This is a genomic window from Poritiphilus flavus (assembly GCF_009901585.1).
Classification (GTDB): domain Bacteria; phylum Bacteroidota; class Bacteroidia; order Flavobacteriales; family Flavobacteriaceae; genus Poritiphilus; species Poritiphilus flavus.
The window spans coordinates 204,212-224,209 of sequence record NZ_WXYO01000005.1; the positions used below are offsets into that span (position 1 = coordinate 204,212).

Sequence of the window (19,998 nt, forward strand, 5' to 3'; positions counted from 1 at the left end):
GTTAAATTTAACGCAGCTAATTTAACATTGTCTTAACGCGGAGGTGGTCTGAATACAGCACTTTTGCAGAACAAAAATGATAAACTAAATACAACGAAAATGAGAAAATTCTACGCTTTAATCGTGGCTTTTCTGGTAAGTTCATCGGCTTTCGCACAAGGCACAATTACAGGAAAAGTTACAGACGGAGAATTAGGAGGCCCGCTACCCGGAGCGAATGTAGTCGTTCAGGGAACTGACAACGGGGTTTCTACAGATTTTGATGGGAACTTCACTATTGAAGTATCTCAAAGCTCGGGAACATTGGTAATCTCTTACATCGGTTTTGTAAGCGCAAGGGTCGGATTCTCCGGTCCGGGCGACGTAGGTACCGTTGCACTGCAACCAGACGCTGAAGAACTGGAAGGCGTTGTGGTAACCGGAATACTGGATATCGCAAAAGACCGCGAAACTCCGGTAGCCGTTTCTACCATCAGGGCCACAGAGATCCAGGAAAAACTGGGCTCCCAGGAATTACCTGAGATCCTGAGATCTACCCCTTCCATTTACGCTACCAAAACCGGGGGCGGATTCGGAGACGGTCGTATCAACATTCGCGGATTTGATTCCCAGAACACGGCGATCATGATCAACGGTATCCCGGTAAACGATATGGAAAACGGCCGGGTATTCTGGAGTAACTGGGCAGGCCTAAGCGATGTAACCACCGCTATGCAGGTACAGCGCGGGCTGGGTTCTTCAAAACTGGCGATCTCTTCTGTTGGAGGTACCATCAACATCATCACAAAATCTACCGAAAAAGAAGAAGGTGGGGCCGTAACCTTTAGCGGGGGTAATAACGGTTACTTAAAAACCAACGTTTCTTACAACTCAGGAAAATCTGATAAAGGTTTTGCCACTTCCATTCTTTTGGGAAGAACATCCGGAGACGGATACATTCAAGGTACAAGATTCGAAGGTTACAACTACTTTATCGGTCTGGGATATGAGCCTAATGACAGGCATAACTTCCAGTTCATCCTTACAGGAGCTCCTCAGGTACACAACCAAAGAACTTCCAGCTTCTTTAATGTGGCTACTATCGAAGATCACCTGCAATACGGGGCGCGTTACAACTTCAACCACGGCTTCCTTAACGGAGAGCAATTTGGATGGAGAAGGAACTTCTATCACAAGCCAATCGCTTCCTTCAACTGGGAGTGGAAGGTAAATGATAAGTCTACCCTTTCTTCTTCCGTTTACGCTTCTTTCGGACGAGGTGGAGGAACAGGCGATATTGGGGTTGGACCAAACTTTGGTTTCGCGAGCAGCAGCCGATACAGGATCCCATCAAACGGACAGGTAGATTACGATCTTATCTCCAGGTACAATTCAGGGGAAGAAGTTACTTTCTACGATGGCAACCAATATCAGATCGCACCAAACGCACAGGGTGAGACCATCATTACAAGCTTTGGAGATGGTATCATCAGAAGGGCTTCTATCAATTCACACAACTGGTTCGGTGCTATCGCCAACTTCCATACGGAAATCAATGAAAAGTGGAATTGGGATATTGGGGTCGACCTGAGATCTTACAAAGGGATTCACTACAGAAGGGTAGACAACCTTCTTGGCGCTGACGGTTACTTTGATGACGACGACATCAACAACCCGGAAAATACTATCAGGGCGGATGGTGTAATTGAGTCTGATTTTTCCTCTATCGTGAATGTATTCAAGGATATTGATGCTGAACCGAAAATAGATTACTACAATGATGGTCTGGTAAGATGGGGAGGAGTTTTCGGACAGTTAGAATACTCAGACGGAACGGTTTCGGCTTTCCTTCAGGGAGGATTGTCTTCCCAGGGATTCAAAAGGATCGACTACTTTAACTACCTGGATTCTGATCCGGCTCAGGAAACCGATTGGGAGAACATCCTTGGTGGAAACATCAAAGGTGGTGTTAACTACAATATTAACGAGGCGAATAACGTATTTGTCAATGCCGGATACTATTCCAAGCAGCCCTTGTTTGATGCGGTTTACCTTAACTTCGACAATCAGCTGAATCCGGACCTTGTCAATGAGAAGATCCTTGGCCTCGAGGCCGGATACGGTCTTAACCTGGAGAACTTTAGGGCAAAGGTCAATATCTACAGGACTTCCTGGAAAGACAGATTCCAGGATCTGAGTATCACTACTGATGCCGGAGACGAAGGTACTGCGAACATCAACGGCATTGAGCAGATCCATACCGGATTGGAGATCGAAGCGGATTACCGGGCTTCTCAGGTGATCAGTTTCCGTGGAATGCTTTCCATCGGTAACTGGGAATACGGAGGAAATGCCTCAGGTGCTGCTTTTGACGATGAAAGGAACCTGGTTGATCCGGAGGTAACCTTATTCCTTGACAATGTAAAAGTTGGGGATGCGGCTCAGTTCACTTCCTTCCTGGAAATGAATGTGCGGCCTATGGAAAACCTTAAGCTAAGCGGTAGCGTTTTTACAGCCTCCAGGTTGTTTGCGCAAATTGCTGCGGAAGACTTTGATTTTGAGGATAACGAGGGATCACTCAGGCTTCCAAGTTACAGCTATATGGATGTTGGGGCCTACTATACGTTTAACTTTGGAAACGATCAGGCTATCAGTATCGCGGCCAACGTAAATAACCTTTTTGATACGGAGTACATTGCTGAATCTTTGACAAATAATTTTGACGGAGGTAATGGAACCTTTAGAGGAATTGACACCAGCAACAAGGTATTCTTCGGATTTGGAAGGACCTTTAACGTAAGCGCGCGTTATACTTTTTAGACCAACCACTTCATTATAAATGAGAAAATCCCCTGACGGCAGCGTCAGGGGATTTTTTATTGCCAAAAAGTAGTACATTTAGCTTGCTAAATATAAAACCATGGAATTGTTTCAAAATGTTCATTCTTACCTGGCCTATATAGTTCTCGCTATACTGATTATCGCCTTTGTAAATGCCTTAATAGGATACGCCTCCAACAAAGATTTTGCTTTGGAAAAGGATTTCCGTATCAGCCTTTTTGCCTTGATACTGTCTCATATACAACTTTTGCTGGGACTTATCCTGTACTTTGTTTCTACAAATGGTCTTAAGGCTATCCAGGAACTTGGTATGGGGGGGATGAATTCAGCTGCCCGATTATTGGCCCTGGAGCATCCTGTCACCAATGTCCTGGCCGTCGTATTTATTACAATAGGCTGGTCTCGTCACAAAAAAACGGACAATTCCAAAAAGAAATTCGGAAGGATCGCGCTCTTCTATGGCATTGGATTGGTCCTCATCCTGAGCAGGATCCCATGGGCACAATGGTTCAATTGATAAACACCTAAAAAATGAATAAAATACTAAGGGCGGCTCTGCCCATTCTCTGTCTTTGTCCCTTTCTCCTGGGAGCCCAGGAAATCGCTTTGTTCAACGGGAAAGACCTCCAGGGGTGGAAGGCCTACGGCACTGAAAAATGGTATGTGGAAGAAGGTTTGCTGATCTCTGAAAGTGGCCCAGATGCCCAGTATGGCTACCTGGCCACAGAGGAGCACTATAAGGATTTTGAGGTAAACCTGGAGTTCCTGCAGGAAGCGGATGGTAATAGTGGAGTGTTTATTCGTTCCACTATTGAAGGCACTAAGGTTAGTGGCTGGCAGGTAGAAGTGGCCCCTCCAGGGCATCACACTGGTGGGGTATACGAATCTTATGGTAGAGGCTGGCTGATAAAACCGGATGCGGAAAAGGAGAAAGTGCTAAAGGAAGGCCAATGGAACCAGATGAAGATCCGCGTAAAGGGCAACAAACTCACCTCCTGGCTCAACGGCGAAGAAATGGTTTCCATTGAAGACGAAAAGATAGGCGCCGGCGAAGGCTCCATAGCCTTACAGATACACGATGGAGGTGGTATTAAGGTCAAATGGCGCAACATCAATCTAAAGAAACTATAGGGGCTTAATTCACCCTCTTCAACAGCTGAATATATACCGGAAAATGGTCGCTATACCCTCCGGAATAGACCCCACCGGCGTAGGTCCTGAAAGGATACCCCTTGTATTTTCCCTCCTGAATTACCAGATAATCCGGTTTAAAGATCCGCGCTCGCCAGAAGGCATAGGTGGTAAAGCTCGTATCCAAAAGGGAACGGGTAAAGAAGATCTGGTCAAACAAACTCCATTCGTCCCGGTACGCTAGGGAACCATCGCCTTGTCTGTAAAGCTTTTCCATAGGATTGTACAACCCATCTTCCTCATCACTTACCCTGATGGCACTGGTTCTGAGCACATCTTTAAAACTGCTGTCCGTAGGGTTGTCATTATAATCCCCCATACTGATAATTTTCGCTTCGGGTTCCAGTTGCTGTAACGAATCTATAATGTGTTTGTTCAATTTAGCCGCTGCTACACGGTTGGGTTGACTACGGAGGGCGCCTCCGCTTCTGGAGGGCCAATGATTAACGATCAGGTATAAATGTTCATCGTCTAACCATCCGCTTACAACCAACTGATCCCTGGTATAATCCCGCCTGCCTTTCCGGTCTGAAAGTAACAGTCGAATACTTTGGAACGAAGCCGGGATAAACGCATCCTGGCGGTATAGCAAAGCCACATCAATTCCGCGTTCGTCCGGGGAATCAAAGTGAATGATATTGTAATTATGTGGTTTCAGCAGCGGATGCCCGATGAGTTCCAGCAAAACCTGGTAATTCTCTACCTCGCATAGGCCGATCAGATCGGCTGGATTCTGGCTGACTTCCCTTCCGATTTCCGAAAGTACTTTAGCCACGGAATTAATTTTGCGCTTAAACCGTTCTGCGGTCCATCGGTCCTTTCCTTCCGCCGTTCGATGATCGTCATGGGTTAGGGGATCGTCATGGATGTCGAACAAATTTTCCACATTGTAAAAAGCGATGGTACGCAAGTGAAATTGCTGGTCTGACTGCGCCTCGATAAAAGAGGGATGCAAAATTGACAGGAACAGCAATAAGGGGTAAGGAGAACATGGTATCATAAAGGTCATAACAACAGCTTGATTTGTACAAACCTAAGATATAAGCTGCCGCTGCAAGGAACTTTCAGCCAGCCGGAATACTTTTAGCCTCGCTTAACCTACAAAGCATGAGATTCTTTAGATACCGTAAAGCGGTCTTTTGGCTGATGGCCATGATCAACCTATTCACAGGCTTTGGTCAAAAAACCGTAATTCAAGGGGTGTTACTTGAGGAGCACTCCTTGGCAGTCATCGTCGGAGCACAAGTCCAGGTGGAGGGAACGGATTCAATGGCACAAAGTAACACTCAGGGACACTTTAAACTGGAAGCAGATCTGAACGGTACCCAAATACTGCTTGTTTCATCTAAGGAGTTTATAACATTGCGCATCCCGTTAAATTCAGGGGAGGTCCTGATTGATCTGGGTTCCGTCTTCATGGCAAGGGACGGTGTTAGGGCACAGGCGGACCAGATGATCGCACTCTCCGAAATACAGTTGTTACAGGAAGATGATATCGTGACCAATCCGGAAATCCTCAGGGCTACCAGGGACGCATTCCTAACCCGGGCGGCCTTTGATTTCAGACAGGGCTTTTTTAGGATCAGGGGTTATGATTCCCGACAATCGGAAGTGTTGTTTAACGGTAGTCCTATGAACAGGTTGATCAATGGCAGGCCCGACTGGAACCACTGGGGAGGGCTAAACGACGTTACCCGGAACCAGGATCTGTCTTACGGCATTGGACCTTCCGCATACGGATTCGGAGGATTACTCGGAATCACTAATACAGATACCCGTATCTCGAATTTAAGGCCTGGGGCACGCTTGAGTTCTTCATTCTCTAATAGGACCTATACCGGAAGAGTGATGTTCAGCTATAGCTCGAGCAAATCGGCCGGTCCGTTGAAATTTGCCTTTTCCTCATCCCGTAGATGGGGGGACGAAGGGTTTGTAAACGGAACCCTTTACGATGCCTATTCATTTTTTGGCGGGCTGGAATTAGCCGTAAACAAACAAAACACGGTACTTTTGAACGCTTTTTTGTCAAATAATCGCAGAGGTCGCTCAGCACCACTAACTGCTGAAGTCTTTGAGCTGCTGGGAAATCGCTATAACCCTTATTGGGGGGATCAGGCCGGGACAGCGAGGAATTCGAGGGTACGCACCGTCGAAGAACCATTTTTTAGTTTCCACCATTTCTACAGGGGAAAGTGGCTCAGTTTCACCAACGGTATTGTTTTTCAAAAGGGTACCCGGTCTTCAAGCCGTTTGGCTTATTTCAATGCACCCAACCCGGATCCTGCCTACTACCGTTACCTGCCCAGTTATTATATCAATAGTTCCTTCGGAGCAAATTTCTTTAGCTCACTACAAGCTACAGAAGCATTTTTATTGAATCCTCAAATAGACTGGGCCATGCTCTATCAGGCAAATAAAAATGAAAACAGTGCTGGCCGGGCTTTTTACCTCTTACAGGATGATGTGGTTCAGACCGAGACCTTGTCGATAAGCAGCCTGATAAACATAAAGATCTCCAACAAGCTGAGTGCCGATATGAACGGGGTATACAAACAGTCGAACTCTGCCAACTTTGCCAGGATTGCTGATCTGCTCGGGGCGAAATTCCACACAGACGTCGATCCTTTTTCCGATACCAGAAATGATATAAACGGAGACCTGGAGAGACTACAGGACGACGTCTTTGGGTATTCCTATGATTTTAATAGTGTTCAAAAGAAGGCCTTTGCCCAACTTAAATGGGACAGTAGGAAATGGGAGGCCTTTTTGGCCGGCGGATACGAACGACGGGATTTTCAGCGCACAGGCCACTTTCAAAATGAGCGTTACCCGGAAGCATCTCTGGGAAGAAGCGAAGGCTTGTCTTTTACAGGCCTGGGATTTAAGGCAGGCCTAAGCCATGATTTCAATGGGAGGCATCGCTTTGGCATGAATTTTTTGCGCCGTTGGGAACCACCAACCTTAGGTCAGGTCTTCCTCGATCCAAGGGAACGCAATGCATTGGTATCAGGAGCAGACAACGAGAAGCAAACCGCTATGGAATTGAATTACCTGTTCCGTACCCCATTATTAACCGGGAGGATATCGGGATTTTATACCCGTTTTCAAGAAGGAACGGAGCGCAATTTCTTTTATGTGGATACTGGTCTGGGTTCCGATTTCGTACAGGAAGTTAGCAACGGACTCGATAGACTCCATATGGGTGTGGAATTCGGGGCTAACTACAATTTCTCAAATTCCGTGAAGCTTACATTCGTCGCAGCAATTGGCAAATACCGATATGCCAGCAACCCGGGTCTGACATTGAATTTTGACAACAGCAGCCCGGAGGAATCGCTTCTCCCGGGAGCCGATCAGGTAGATTTGGGCGAAGCCCGTCTTAAAGGCCTGAATCTCCCAGCCGGCCCTCAGCAGGCATACTCCGTTGGATTTGAATATAGGGATCCCAAGTTTTGGTGGGTCGGTATTAGCGCCAATTATTTGGGACATAATTACACAGCCATCTCAAAAATAAATCGAACTGAAAGCTTTTTCCTCAATCCCGATACCGGTGAACCCTTTCAGAATATCCGGGAGGAGACCCTGGCTGCCCTGCTACAGCAAACCAGGCTCGAAGATGCATACTTTTTGAACCTTGTTGGGGGAAAATCCTGGCGGATCAAACAGAAATACATCAGCCTGTTTCTAAGCCTTAATAATCTTTTTGACACTGTCTTTAGAACGGGAGGCTTTGAACAAAGCAGAAATGGCAATTACGGACAATTGTTACAGGACAATCTAAGCGGAACCCCCTTGTTTGGAAACAAATACTGGTACAGTTTCGGGAGGACCTACTTCCTCAATCTGGCACTAAACTTCTGATCTATGAGGAGCTGGTACTTTCTTATACTTATTCAATGCTTTTCCTGTATTCAGTTGGAAGATTCGGATTTTTCCGTACCGGATTGCGAACGGCGATCCAACACAATCATAGGGTTTAATGAGCTAAAAGAGTATTATAAAGGAGAGACCATCCAGATACTGGAAGAACTGGCTATAGAAGGGTACGTAATATCTTCGGACAGGGAAGGTAATTTTTTTGGGGAAGTTTATATTCAGGATCGAGCTACCGATCCGGAGCATGGGATAAAACTGGTGATGGATCTCAGGGATACCTACCTTCTGTACGACACTGGGACTAAAGTAACTGTGCTGTTAAAAGACCTTTACCTGGGCAAGTCCGATGACGAATACGCGATTGGAGGTGTTTTCTCATCCTTCGGGAACCTCTATGTAAATAGACTACCAGCAAGAAAAGCAACACAACAGATCGTCCCCAACTGCGATGAGAAACTGGAAATAAAGCCTCATAATGTGCAGATTCCGGATATCAATGATGCGATGATAGGTACTCTTTTGCAACTGCCAGATGTTGAGTTCTTAGAAGAAGAGCTGGGTCTCTCCTTCGCTTTGGCTCAAGAAGAAACCAAAAGGACACTAAAAGATTGTTGGGGGAATACACTCACGCTTTTAAACAGCGGATATGCGGATTTTCAGGCTGAACCAATTCCTGATGGGAGCGGTACGGTGACCGGTGTTTTGAAAAAAGACGGGACAGCCTATCAGCTCGTAATTAGGGATTTGAAAGATATTGAATTCGAAGACAGAAGATGTGTAGATCGCAAGGATGAATTCTCCTCTGATCAGCTGTTTTTTTCGGAACTGGCAGATCCGAACAACAATGCTAAAGCCCGGTTTATTGAACTATACAATTCGGACAGTGAAGCCCTGGATCTGCAAGGATGGAAAATCCGTCGTTATACCAATGACAACAGGGGAATCAGCTCCGAAACTTCGCTTTCCGGAATGATCATTGGCCCAGAAACTGCCTTGGTAATCGCGGCAGACGCAGCTGAATTTAAGCAGATCTACGGATTTGAGCCGGATATGGAGGCAGGTTTGAACAGCCCGGCGGATTCTAATGGCGATGACAATATGGAATTGATAGACCCACTTGGTAACCGAATTGATATTTTCGGGTTTATCGGGGAGGACGGTTCCGGGACCCAGCATGAATTTGAAGACGGCAGGGCCATTAGGAAGCCAGGGATTAACAAGGGAAATTCAGTCTTTAGCTTTGATGAGTGGACGGTTTACAATGATACAGGGGCTGAGGGCACCATTAAATTACCCCAAAATGCTCCTGAAGACTTTTCACCTGGAATTCGATAGGCTTATTGGACCTCTGTGCTTAAGATATTCTCCAGGTCTTCTGCCGTCAGTGGTTTCAAAATATAGTTACTGATCACCTTGGTGTCTTTTATGCGGATCAGGTCCCTGGGATCTACGGATGAGCTAATCACATAGATCAGGGTTTTTTCAGGATCAAAGGCGGGAAGGGTGATAAAGTCCGCCAGGAAATCCCAGCCGTTCATGATGGGCATATTAAGATCGAGGAATATTACAGATGGCAGGGCCTGCCCATTCTTATCTAATGCTTTTAGGCCAAGTAGCGCATCACTCCCGTTTTCGTATACGGATATCTCCTCGCAAAAACCCGCTTCTTTTATCATGCGTTTGGCACCATATACAAAAATTGGATCGTCATCTATGATGCAAACAGTTTCAATGGTATTCATTTTGATTGGTTTTGGTTGATTCAAATTCCAGCAAAAAGGTGGTGCCCACACCTACCTCGCTGCTCACACGGATCTTTCCGTTCATGGATTCTACCTGATTCTTGGTAATGAATAGTCCGATACCCTTGGCGTCCGGATGCTTGTGAAAGGTTTTATACATGCCGAATATCTGGTTTCCATGGCGTTGCAGATCTATTCCCAGCCCGTTGTCTTTAAAGCTAACTTCAACACGCTCCTCTTGCATTTTCGAACGGATTTCCAAAACCAGGGGACGCTCCTCGGAGCGGTACTTCAGGCTATTTGTAAAGAGGTTCAGGAAAATACTGTCCAGATAGGCGGGTATTGCTTTTACAAAAATGTCTTCGGCAACATCTATAATACAATTCGCTTCCTGGTCCTTGAGCATAAGGCCCAGGTTTTTCTCAACCGTTTTGAGCGTATTGTATAGATTGACTGGTTTAAGTTTTTCACTGGCACCAGTTTTTAGTTTCACTACTTCGTTGAGGTGTTTTACCGTTTCATTCAGGCTTTCAGTGGCATCCTCAAGCATACTGAGCAGGTGGTGTTTCTCATCTTCGTCTTGTTCTTTAGAGAGAAATCCCGAAAGCATGGATAGATTACTGGAATGCGATCGCAAATTGTGCGAGACAATATGGGCGAAGTTCAGCAGACTTTTATTTTGTTCGCTGCTAATATCCAGCAGGTCTTTCAGTTTTTTCTCGGCTAGCTTTTCTTTGGTGATGTCCCAGTTGGTACCGATCATTCGGACCGGATTGCCATACTCATCCCGCTTAACCACAGATTCTGCCCTGATATAGCGGACTTCCTCACCAGGCCAAAGTACCCGAAACTCTGTCTTAAATTCCTTATCACCTCGCAAGGCCATTTCAAGTTCTTCATTACAGCGATCCTTGTCTTCCGGGTGTACGCAGGACTCCCAGGCCTCTACCACTCCGGTAAAAGCTGTTTTATCAACACCGTAGATCCGGTACATATGATCATCCCATACCAAATTGTTGTTTACTAGGTCGTAATCCCATATCCCGATCTCCGAGGCGTTAGTAGCTATGGCCATTCGATCGGAAAGTTCCTGGTACTTTAGTTCAACTTTCTTCTTTTCATCAATATCCTGGAAGGTGCCATAGAGACGAAGACATTTACCGTTTACTATTTCTGTTTCACCTTTTGCACGCACCCAGAGTTCGCGTCCCTTGGCCGTGATGATCTGTAGTTCAGCATCCCAGGGTTTTCCCTCGCTGATCCCTTCGCTTACCAATTGGGTGATCTTTTCCCGATGTTCCCCGGGCTTATAAAAATTGATGCCTGATTCCAGGGTAGGTACAAAATCCATATCCACTTCGTGGATCTGCTTGGTCATGTCTGTCCAGTAAATGGTGTTGGTTACCAGGTCGCATTCCCAGCCACCGATCCTGGCTACGCTTTTTGCTTTGATCAGTAGTTCTTCTTTGCGTTTTTCTTCAGTGATGTCTTCCATCACCATGATGAGACCACCGATGGAACCATGGACATTTTTCCATGGGTTTATTTTCCATTTCAGCCAGCGAATGTGACCTTCTTCTGAAACGAATTTCGTTCCGTTACTGCTGTCCGGTTCGCCCTTGAGCGCTTTGGCATGTATTTGCCTCAGTTCCGGAGGGGTGTTGGGAAGGATGTCGTAGAAGGATTTCCCTTCAATGTCATCATCCTTTATATTAAAGGTCTTTAGCCATACTTCCGAATGGCTGATAAAACGCATTTTGGTATCAACAATAGACACCGCGGCCGGTGAGTCTTTTATCAAAAAATTTGTGCTTAGGGTTTCCAATTTATCGGGGATTTTGATCAATATTTTTTATAACGTAAGAAAATACCTAAAAATTATATAGTTAGAGGACGACTTTTTTTGAAAACTGCTCTCAAATACCAACCCGGTACCTTAACAGGTATTATAATGGTTGTTTTAGAGGGATATCTTTTTATGCACAGGGCAGATTTTCGTACATTTAAAACTCTATGGAAAAACAAAAGGATCGATTTTTTGCCGCAGTTCGCGATGGGGATGCTCAAACCGTTGAAACACTGTTAAAGGAAGATAATTCGCTGGTGAATGCAAAAGATCCCAGGGGGTCTACCCCCCTTATCCTGGCCTCTTACTACAACCATTTAAAGGTGGTAAAACTTTTGCTGGAAAACCGTGCGCTAATTGATGAGAAAGACGCTTCGGGAAACACTGCTTTGATGGGAGTTTGCTTTAAAGGTTTTGAGGAAGTGGCCGATCTGCTGATAAATTCCGGAGCTGATGTCAATGCTCATAATGGGATGGGGGCCAGCTGCCTGATATTCGCCGCCACTTTTAACAGAGAGGGGATAGCCCGTTTATTGCTCTCCAAAGGGGCTGATATTAACGCCAGAGATGCCCGTGGAAATACCGCACTTGATCATGCAAAAATACAGGGGGCTTCAGCGATGATAGATCTTTTGGAGTTAAATCAGTAAACCTATGGGAGAATTGCAAAAACTCAAGGTGGCCCTGATCCAGACTACCCTCGTCTGGGAAGATCCACAGGAAAACCGCAACCGTTTTTCCAAATGGATTAGCGATCTTGACCAGGATACCGATCTGGTAATCCTACCTGAGATGTTTACCACCGGATTCACAATGTCTCCCACAAACGTCCACGTTTCTGAAGGACCCGGGACACTGTCGTGGATGAAGGAATTAGCCTCGGCTAATGAGTTGGCTATCATCGGAAGTATGGTACATACCGAAGAGGGTAAACACTATAACAGGCTTTGGTTCTGCAAACCGGATGGAAGCCATGCTTCATATGATAAAAGACACACCTTTACCCTTGCGGGAGAAGATAAGGTGTATACCGCCGGCCAAAAGAAATTGATAGAGACCTATAAGGGTTTCAGCATCTGCCCGCTGATATGCTACGACCTTCGGTTCCCGGTGTGGTCAAGAAACACTGAGGATTATGACCTGCTCTTATATGTTGCGAACTGGCCTGAACCCAGGGTCAACGCGTGGGATGCACTGTTAAAAGCCCGTGCCATTGAAAATATGGCCTACTGCATAGGGGTGAACCGAGTAGGGCAAGACCCTAACGGCAATAGCTATGTAGGGCATTCTTCAGTTTACGACTGCCTGGGAGAACAACTTGCATTTTCAGATAAAGAACAGGTTCTGTATGCCTCACTTGAAAAGGAAAGCCTGATGGCAACACGGGATAAACTGAGATTTTTGGCAGATAGGGACTCCTTTACTCTGCAATTGTAAAGGTTTGTTCCAATTCCCAGTTGGCCCGTACTTCCAAGGTTTGAGGATAGTAAACAACCCGTTCAGGCTGAACTTTTCTGAGGTAATTCCCGGTATCCCAGCGCCCGTTGGCATTCTGATCAAAAATAACCCGGATAAGGTAATTCCCTGGATCCAGGGTATTAAATTCAAGAATCCCGGGTTCAGCACTAATCTCCTCCCGAAGAACGTCCCCGCGTTCACTGGTGAGCTGTACCAGCATCGGGAAACTGACCGCGCCAGTAACATTCAACCTTAGATTCCCGTAATCCGCGTAACTGCCCGTAGAAAGCCTGTATGATGTGGTATCGTTCGTAGCTTCGAAAAAGTCTGTGACAGCTCCAGGCAAGAGGTTTATGGCGTAGGTGGTATTCGGAAGTTTTTCAAAATCAAGCGCAATTCGGTTTAAGACGGTATCCAGGTTCATGCCAAGGGTCAATAAAGTGGAGTCCTGATCGATCATGGACACCTTAGATGTATCTATGCTGGATATGGGAATGTTGGAACGCAGGTAAATATCATCCTCAAAATTAATGGCCCGGGAATGACTAAGACTTAATAAAAGCGAATCCGCCGCTAATTTTCTGGTTTTTATGGTAAAAGTGTCAATCAATTCGCGTTTGTCATTAGAAACCTTAAAAACTATTGAATCAACCTCAAAGGGTGTAAACCAGAAGTTCAGGGTATCTTTTTCAGGATCTTTGGCGATGAGTGTTTTTATAGTGTCCGGGAGCACGGTTAAGGGCTCTATCTTGAGTTCCTCATCCTCTCCGTTGTAGCCAAAAATTATTCTGTTCGCCGCGGCGTAACTGGGCTGGGCCAGGCTGTAATCCGGAATTTCCTTGAAAAGGGTCAGCAAAAAGATAGAATCTGTAGGGAGTGTTAGTGTGTCCCTGAGGAAAGCAATTTTGTCTACCCCCTGATCAAAAACGTTGTTTTTACCCTCGTCTTTTATGGCTATCATGGCATAATTTCCCTCTTTCAGGTACTTCAATTGCCAAATTACAGTGCTATCCAGCGTATTGGTCATGTAATTCGGGGGTTGTTTGTATATGGTAGAATCCGTATAGGCGGTGTCTATCTCATACAGCATAACGCTGATGAACTGATCTGCTTCTTTGTTCAGGGCGTCTTTAACTACTCCTGATATGCTTAGGGAATCGATATAATCTCCCGTGGAAAAAACATAGGTCAGGAAAGGATTGGGATTCCGTTCGTTATTGTCTACAATGCTCTGGCCAAAATTTAAAGTGTAGGTGGTATTTTCCCGAAGCGTGTCCTTCAGGATAACCTCCACGTATTTGCTCGCTCCGCCCTGTGGACTGATCTGAGGAACGTACTTAAGCGGGGGAGAAATGATCAATTGGTTCTGTACATCCTGTAGTTGAATGTACTCATCAAAATAGAGGCGGATCTTATCCGCGTCGAAATTCGTAGTAAGATTCTCAGGCTCAGCTCTTAGCAAAACGGGTGGAGTTACATCTTTTGGTCCTCCTGTAGGGGTTCCACGGCGGGCACATTGCTGAAATGCCAGAACAATTAAGGATAGGAAAAAAAGGGCAAGAACGCGTCTTATTAATGCCATTGTATAAAACTATGTCGCAAAGAAACAATTAATTTACAGAATCTCAATCGGAGAGAATCCAAAAGAATTTTTAAAATTTGATATTCATTTTTGAACGTTCTGATGAAAGCGAAAACCAGGCCTAAGGTACCACAGCCATGGTGGCGATGAACAATTTTAGTCCCGGGGCTTTGTGCAATGCCTTGCCACATGCTTCCAGGGTACCTCCGGTGGTGATAACATCATCTACAAGAAGCACACTTTTGTCCTTAAGGATCTCGGGATCTGTAAGCTGGTAAAGCTCCTGTTTTCCCTGCCACCGATACCATCTGCTTTTTTGCGTCTGCGTTTTGGTATTCGCCGTTTTCAGAAGTAAGTTTTCCTCGTATTCCGCATTGAGATGAAAGGCCAGTCTTTCTGCAAATAGCGCCACTTGATTATAACCGCGTTTTCGCAATTTTTTAGGATGTAAGGGAACCGGGATCACCATGTCAATACCCTTGAGTTGCCCTTGGTTTTTTAACTGCTCTCCGAACCAGTCACCCAAAAATATACCGATCAGTTTTTGGTTCCGGTATTTGAGGTAATGTATGAGGTTTTTGGTGATTCCATGGGTGTGAAAAAACAGCATTGAGGCGGCCTTTGCAACCTTCACTCGTCCATAAAATATGCGATCTACCGAATTTTCTTCCAAAAAATCGTACCCGGTGAGTGGTAATTGATTCCGACAAAGAGTACACAAGGTTTTCTCTCCTCGATATAATCGAGCATTACATCCAAAACACAGGTGTGGCACCATGATCGTGTTGATATCATTTACTATATTTGATAGCTTGGAATACACAGTCTTTGCTATTGAACCTACTTATAACTTAGCCCTTATTGCATGGATATTCAAGATAATAAATTCAACTATAAAATCATCCTTGCCGCTCTGGTTGCAGTGATAATTGGCATACTTATCGCCTTTTATTACAGCTATGCCCAGTCCAGGACCCAAATCAGCTATCTGGAGGAGGAAAAAGGGCTTTTAGTCAAGGATCTTACCCTGATGAAAGCAGAGGTGGATCGTCTTTCTGCTCTCAACGAGGTTAACGATATTGAATTACAGACTTCGCGCTACCGGGTACAGCAATTGTTGGACTCTGTAGGGCGTCTGAACTTTACCATAGACAAATTACGGGAGTACAAAAAGGAGTTGAGACAGCTTGAGGCCAAGCACGATAGCCTGAGGCTTAAAAACAACTTCCTGAAATATAACAATATGCTTCTCGCGGACAAGTACGAAGAGACCCGTAAGATGATCGAAGAATTAAGAGGTAAAAGTAGCTCTCTTGCAGAAGCGGAGGCCCTGCTTCGCAAAAAGAACAGGGAACTCAGCGATGAGCTACGTATAAAAAGCTACCTGAAACTTCAGAATTCCGAAGGTAACGGCTTTAGGCTAAGAAGCGGTAGGCCTATCAAAACAAACAAAGCCTCTACCATTCAAAAACTAAGAGGATGTGTCACTATCATGGGTAACCCGAATGTGGGAAGTGAGGAAAAAGTGATCTACTTTCAGTTCCTCGGCCCTAATATGAACGTGATTGAAGACAATGCCAATACCATCTCGGTAAACGGAAATATCTACAGTAAAAGAGTGGAACTTATTTTTATGGGGGAAGAGATCAACGTCTGTGATTTCATCTCAATACCTGAAGGTTCCCTGCAGGAAGGTACCTATACCCTGAATGTCTTTGAAGACGAAAAACTCCTGGCGACATCCGAGTTTCAATTGAAGTAAAACCTGATTCCAATAAAAGACAGATTTAAGCGCCTCCGGATCGTGTAAAATAGTATAAAATTCTATTTTTGCGCAATGGCAAATCAGGAAGACATTTTTAAGAAGGTAATAGCTCATGCCAAGGAGTATGGCTATGTGGTACAGTCCAGTGAGATCTACGACGGACTGAGCGCGGTTTACGACTATACCCAGAACGGCGCTGAACTCAAAAAGAATATCCGCGAATATTGGTGGAAAGCCATGGTACAGATGCACGAAAATATCGTGGGGATAGACGCCGCTATATTTATGCATCCTACCACCTGGAAAGCCTCGGGGCACGTAGATGCCTTTAACGACCCACTTATAGACAACAAGGACTCCAAAAAAAGATATCGGGCAGATGTATTGATCGAGGATCATGTAGCCAAGATTGAAGCCAAGATCGACAAAGAAGTAAACAAGGCCGCCAAACGTTTTGGGGAAGCTTTTGATAAGGAGCAGTTCTTAAGCACCAATACCAGGGTTGTTGAATACCGCAAAAAGGCTTCAGACATCCTTCAACGTATGGGGAGATCTCTGGAAGCTGAGGATCTGGATGATGTTAAAAAACTTATAGAAGAGCTTGGCATTGTATGCCCTGTTTCCGGTTCCAAGAACTGGACGGATGTCAAGCAATTCAACCTGATGTTCGGCACCAAATTAGGAGCTTCAGCGGAAACGGCCACGGACCTCTACCTAAGGCCCGAAACCGCCCAGGGGATCTTTGTGAATTTTCTCAATGTCCAAAAGTCAGGCCGATTAAAGATCCCATTCGGGATCGCCCAGATTGGAAAGGCGTTTAGAAATGAGATCGTCGCCAGGCAATTCATTTTCAGGATGCGTGAATTTGAGCAGATGGAAATGCAGTTTTTCATCAGACCAGGATCTCAAAAGGAGTGGTACGAAAAGTGGAAAGAAACCCGAATGAAATGGCATTTGAGCCTGGGAATGGGCGAGGAGAATTACCGTTTTCACGACCACGAAAAGCTCGCGCACTACGCGGATGCGGCAGCCGACATTGAATTCAAGTTTCCGTTTGGTTTTAAAGAATTGGAAGGGATACATTCCCGAACAGACTTCGATCTTAGAAGCCATGAAGAGTATTCCGGTAAAAAATTACAGTATTTTGATCCGGAGCTTAATGAGAGCTACGTTCCCTATGTTGTGGAAACCTCAATAGGCCTGGATCGTATGTTTTTGGCCGTATTTTCTCATGCCCTACAGGAAGAGGAACTGGAAAATGGCAGTACCAGGACCGTCTTGCGCATCCCGGCAGTATTGGCACCTACCAAAGCAGCTGTATTGCCATTGGTAAAGAAAGACGGCCTTCCGGAAATTGCGCATAAAATTATAGCCGATCTGAAATGGGATTTCAATGTGATCTATGACGAAAAGGATGCTGTGGGAAGAAGATACCGAAGGCAGGATGCCGCGGGTACTCCCTTCTGTATCACTGTAGACCATCAGACCCTGGAGGATAATACAGTGACCATACGCCACAGAGACTCCATGGAACAACTGCGGGTCAGTATAGATTCTCTGAGGAACCATATCGCCGCTGAAGTTGATATGAGTGCCTGGCTCAAAAAGATAGACTCATAGGTTATAAGTAAGCCGAATACCTGCGTAGTAGTTTCGATTGTTTCCCGGATAGAAAAAACGAGGTTCCCGGCCTCCAAAGCTGGGGGCATTTATCAATACGGATCTTGCGTAACGAACGTCAAAGATATTGTTCACACCTAATTGCAGGCCAACTGAAAGGTCTTCAAACAGGTCTTGATCGTACCCTATCCTGCTATTGAATATCCCAAAAGGTTCACTGGAAAGTGAATTGGAATCAGTAAGCGGGATCTTCCCCACATAGTTGTATCGCGCGCTCCAGAAGAGGTGTTTCCCTCTCAGGCGGAATCCCATATTCAAACGGTGTTTCGGAACACCCGTTAAGGGATTACCGGAGAAGTCTTCGCCATCATCAACAAAATCAATAAAACTGTGGTCGTTTAAGGTGTAAGCCAGGAAAGGTGATAGGGAAAAATCCTTGTTCAGATCCAGCTTATAGTCAACCTGCAATTCTATTCCCTGATGCCTGGTTTCACCCGCGTTTCTACCGATAAACTGGTCTTCCCCCACCCGTTCTGCTACCAGCAGGTTCTTGATTTCCATCCGGTAGAGGGTAAGATCTATCCAAAGCTTGGTTTTAGGCCAGAACATGAACCGGGTACCAAGTTCATAATTTGTGCCGGTTTCCTGTTTGATATCCGGATTTATTACCCCATCCGGTGTCAGGGTCTCCTCCAGGCTCGGGTTAGAAAACCCCCGACTCAGATTGGCATAGATCCGGTAGCGATAATCCGGGGTATATACCAGGCTAAGGCTCGGCAAAAAGATCGTATCGAAACTGCGGTCAGCGCTGCGGTTCCCTGCCCCGACAAAAAAGCGGTCCCTAAAATCGTAGGCCGTATGGTTAACATTCAGACCAAGTTGTGCCTGAAAGCTATCTGAGAGGGGGAGGGTTAAAGACCCGAATCCATTGAACTGCCGTCGGAACTCTTTGTTGTCGCTGATACGGTCTCCGAGCAGACTTCCGTTACCGTTATTCTGTTCGTATAGGTTAGCAAAAGTGCCCCAGCGGTATTCATCTACATAAAACTCTCCTCCAAAAAGGTACTCCGCTGACCTGTTACCTAAATTAAAGTTTCCACTGAATCTTGTCCTGAAACCAAAACCGTTGGTGAATTCATCCAGAATATTGAAAGGCCTGGGTTCATAGTGATCCAGATAGGTGTAAAATACACTGCTGTTGTTCCGGAAATTCTCGCTGAAGTCAAAGCTGTGGGACAAACCGACCAGGGTGTATTTATTCGCCTCAAAACCTCTGGCCTGACGCCAGGTGAAAGCGGCCTGTCTCGGATTTTCCCTAAAAGCCGTTCCGCTTATCGAGCTGGGTATCTGGGCCGTGTAGTCTATGTAATTAAACAGCAAGGAGATGCTGCTTTTTTTGCTGATCTTATAGGCGGTATTTAAAAGAATACCATCTCTTTCGAATTCATTGTTCTCCCGGTAACCATCTGTCCTTACATGCCCGTAGCGAAGGCTCATGGAAAATGCTCCATCTGCATGAGTAAAGCTGAGGTTGTCTTTTATCAACCCATACGAGCCAAAAGAAAAACGGTTTTCCAATCGGGTAAAGTCTTCATCACCGAGCGGCGTATTGAGGAGTATGGCACCACCGAGATTGGTTCCGAAAGCGGTCGCCTTGGGGCCTTTGATGATCTCGATCGCCTCAAGGTTCTCAAGATCAAAAGCCTCAATAGTGGAAAAACCCGTACCGTTGGTGACCGGAATATCATTGTAGTATAGGCGCAGCTTGTCCGTCCCAAAAAGCGTCCTGGATCCTACTCCACGAATTGTGATCCTGTTGGTATTCAAAGCACCTGAGAGTACATAAACCCCGGATACCTGATTGATGGCAGATACTACGTCTATGGGATTGTGATCTTCCAGGAATTTACCCCGGATCACCTGGGAAGGTGTAATACCAGTTGCTTTTTTATTTTGAACCGGATCTACAATAACCACCTCATCCAGGTAAGTGACGGAATCATTTTTTACCTCCTGGCTATGGCAGAAAAAAGTGAGACTGAGCAATACGGCGAAAGGAAAATAGTGCCTCATTGAAAAATGCTAAGCCCAAAAGTAA

General features: G+C 45.5%; 15 protein-coding genes. 9 read left to right on the plus strand and 6 right to left on the minus strand.

The window, feature by feature from the left end; genetic code table 11:
* Nucleotides 1–99: 99 nt before the first annotated feature.
* The 3 genes from GTQ38_RS11190 (at nucleotide 100) to GTQ38_RS11200 (ending at nucleotide 3,951) form a co-directional block, all read left to right on the plus strand.
* Complete coding sequence (locus GTQ38_RS11190) at nucleotides 100–2,799, plus strand: TonB-dependent receptor (RefSeq protein WP_161435608.1); 2,700 nt, start codon at nucleotides 100–102, stop codon at nucleotides 2,797–2,799.
* 100 nt (nucleotides 2,800–2,899) lie between these two features.
* Nucleotides 2,900–3,337 (plus strand): hypothetical protein, encoded by a 438-nt coding sequence (locus GTQ38_RS11195; protein WP_161435609.1) that lies wholly within the window; start codon nucleotides 2,900–2,902, stop codon nucleotides 3,335–3,337.
* A 14-nt stretch (nucleotides 3,338–3,351) separates the two neighbouring features.
* A complete protein-coding gene (locus GTQ38_RS11200) occupies nucleotides 3,352–3,951 on the plus strand; it encodes a 3-keto-disaccharide hydrolase (protein WP_161435610.1) in 600 nt (199 codons plus the stop codon).
* 4 nt (nucleotides 3,952–3,955) lie between these two features.
* Here the strand turns inward: GTQ38_RS11200 and GTQ38_RS11205 are convergent, their stop codons facing one another.
* Nucleotides 3,956–5,020, minus strand: a complete 1,065-nt coding sequence (locus tag GTQ38_RS11205) for an endonuclease/exonuclease/phosphatase family protein (protein ID WP_238857906.1) — start codon at nucleotides 5,018–5,020, stop codon at nucleotides 3,956–3,958.
* Nucleotides 5,021–5,118: 98 nt separating this feature from the next.
* Here GTQ38_RS11205 and GTQ38_RS11210 point away from each other — a divergent pair, with 98 nt between their 5' ends.
* Both GTQ38_RS11210 and GTQ38_RS11215 read left to right on the plus strand, forming a co-directional pair.
* Nucleotides 5,119–7,872, plus strand: coding sequence for a TonB-dependent receptor (locus GTQ38_RS11210; RefSeq protein ID WP_238857907.1), 2,754 nt, complete (start codon nucleotides 5,119–5,121; stop codon nucleotides 7,870–7,872).
* A gap of 3 nt (nucleotides 7,873–7,875) precedes the next feature.
* Nucleotides 7,876–9,222 carry a DUF5689 domain-containing protein gene (locus GTQ38_RS11215; protein WP_161435611.1) on the plus strand — a complete coding sequence of 449 codons (1,347 nt, stop codon included), beginning with the start codon at nucleotides 7,876–7,878 and terminating at the stop codon, nucleotides 9,220–9,222.
* Nucleotides 9,223–9,224: 2 nt separating this feature from the next.
* On the opposite strand, the gene GTQ38_RS11220 is transcribed toward GTQ38_RS11215, so the two are convergent.
* Nucleotides 9,225–9,629, minus strand: coding sequence for a response regulator (locus GTQ38_RS11220; RefSeq protein ID WP_161435612.1), 405 nt, complete (start codon nucleotides 9,627–9,629; stop codon nucleotides 9,225–9,227).
* The gene (locus GTQ38_RS11225) at nucleotides 9,616–11,430 is read right to left on the minus strand and encodes a PAS domain-containing sensor histidine kinase (protein WP_161435613.1); all 1,815 of its coding nucleotides are present in this window, start codon (nucleotides 11,428–11,430) and stop codon (nucleotides 9,616–9,618) included. The genes GTQ38_RS11220 and GTQ38_RS11225 overlap by 14 nt, the downstream gene beginning before the upstream one ends.
* Nucleotides 11,431–11,642: 212 nt before the next feature.
* Here GTQ38_RS11225 and GTQ38_RS11230 point away from each other — a divergent pair, with 212 nt between their 5' ends.
* Both GTQ38_RS11230 and GTQ38_RS11235 read left to right on the plus strand, forming a co-directional pair.
* On the plus strand, nucleotides 11,643–12,125 hold the full coding sequence (locus GTQ38_RS11230) for an ankyrin repeat domain-containing protein (RefSeq protein ID WP_161435614.1): 483 nt from the start codon (nucleotides 11,643–11,645) through the stop codon (nucleotides 12,123–12,125).
* A gap of 4 nt (nucleotides 12,126–12,129) precedes the next feature.
* Nucleotides 12,130–12,912: an amidohydrolase gene (locus tag GTQ38_RS11235; protein WP_161435615.1), complete on the plus strand. Its 783-nt coding sequence runs from the start codon at nucleotides 12,130–12,132 to the stop codon at nucleotides 12,910–12,912.
* Here the strand turns inward: GTQ38_RS11235 and GTQ38_RS11240 are convergent.
* Nucleotides 12,896–14,515 carry an Ig-like domain-containing protein gene (locus GTQ38_RS11240; RefSeq protein ID WP_161435616.1) on the minus strand — a complete coding sequence of 540 codons (1,620 nt, stop codon included), beginning with the start codon at nucleotides 14,513–14,515 and terminating at the stop codon, nucleotides 12,896–12,898. The two genes, GTQ38_RS11235 and GTQ38_RS11240, sit on opposite strands and share 17 nt — an antisense overlap.
* Before the next feature lie 121 nt (nucleotides 14,516–14,636).
* The gene (locus GTQ38_RS11245; protein ID WP_317169068.1) at nucleotides 14,637–15,149 is read right to left on the minus strand and encodes a ComF family protein; all 513 of its coding nucleotides are present in this window, start codon (nucleotides 15,147–15,149) and stop codon (nucleotides 14,637–14,639) included.
* A 231-nt stretch (nucleotides 15,150–15,380) separates the two neighbouring features.
* Here GTQ38_RS11245 and GTQ38_RS11250 point away from each other — a divergent pair, with 231 nt between their 5' ends.
* Together GTQ38_RS11250 and GTQ38_RS11255 are read left to right on the plus strand one after the other, a co-directional pair.
* Complete coding sequence (locus tag GTQ38_RS11250; RefSeq protein ID WP_161435617.1) at nucleotides 15,381–16,277, plus strand: hypothetical protein; 897 nt, start codon at nucleotides 15,381–15,383, stop codon at nucleotides 16,275–16,277.
* Between the two features lie 75 nt (nucleotides 16,278–16,352).
* Nucleotides 16,353–17,900, plus strand: a complete 1,548-nt coding sequence (locus tag GTQ38_RS11255) for a glycine--tRNA ligase (RefSeq protein ID WP_161435618.1) — start codon at nucleotides 16,353–16,355, stop codon at nucleotides 17,898–17,900.
* Here GTQ38_RS11255 and GTQ38_RS11260 read toward each other — a convergent pair.
* The gene (locus GTQ38_RS11260) at nucleotides 17,895–19,973 is read right to left on the minus strand and encodes a TonB-dependent receptor family protein (RefSeq protein ID WP_161435619.1); all 2,079 of its coding nucleotides are present in this window, start codon (nucleotides 19,971–19,973) and stop codon (nucleotides 17,895–17,897) included. The genes GTQ38_RS11255 and GTQ38_RS11260 overlap by 6 nt on opposite strands.
* Between the last annotated feature and the right edge of the window lie 25 nt (nucleotides 19,974–19,998).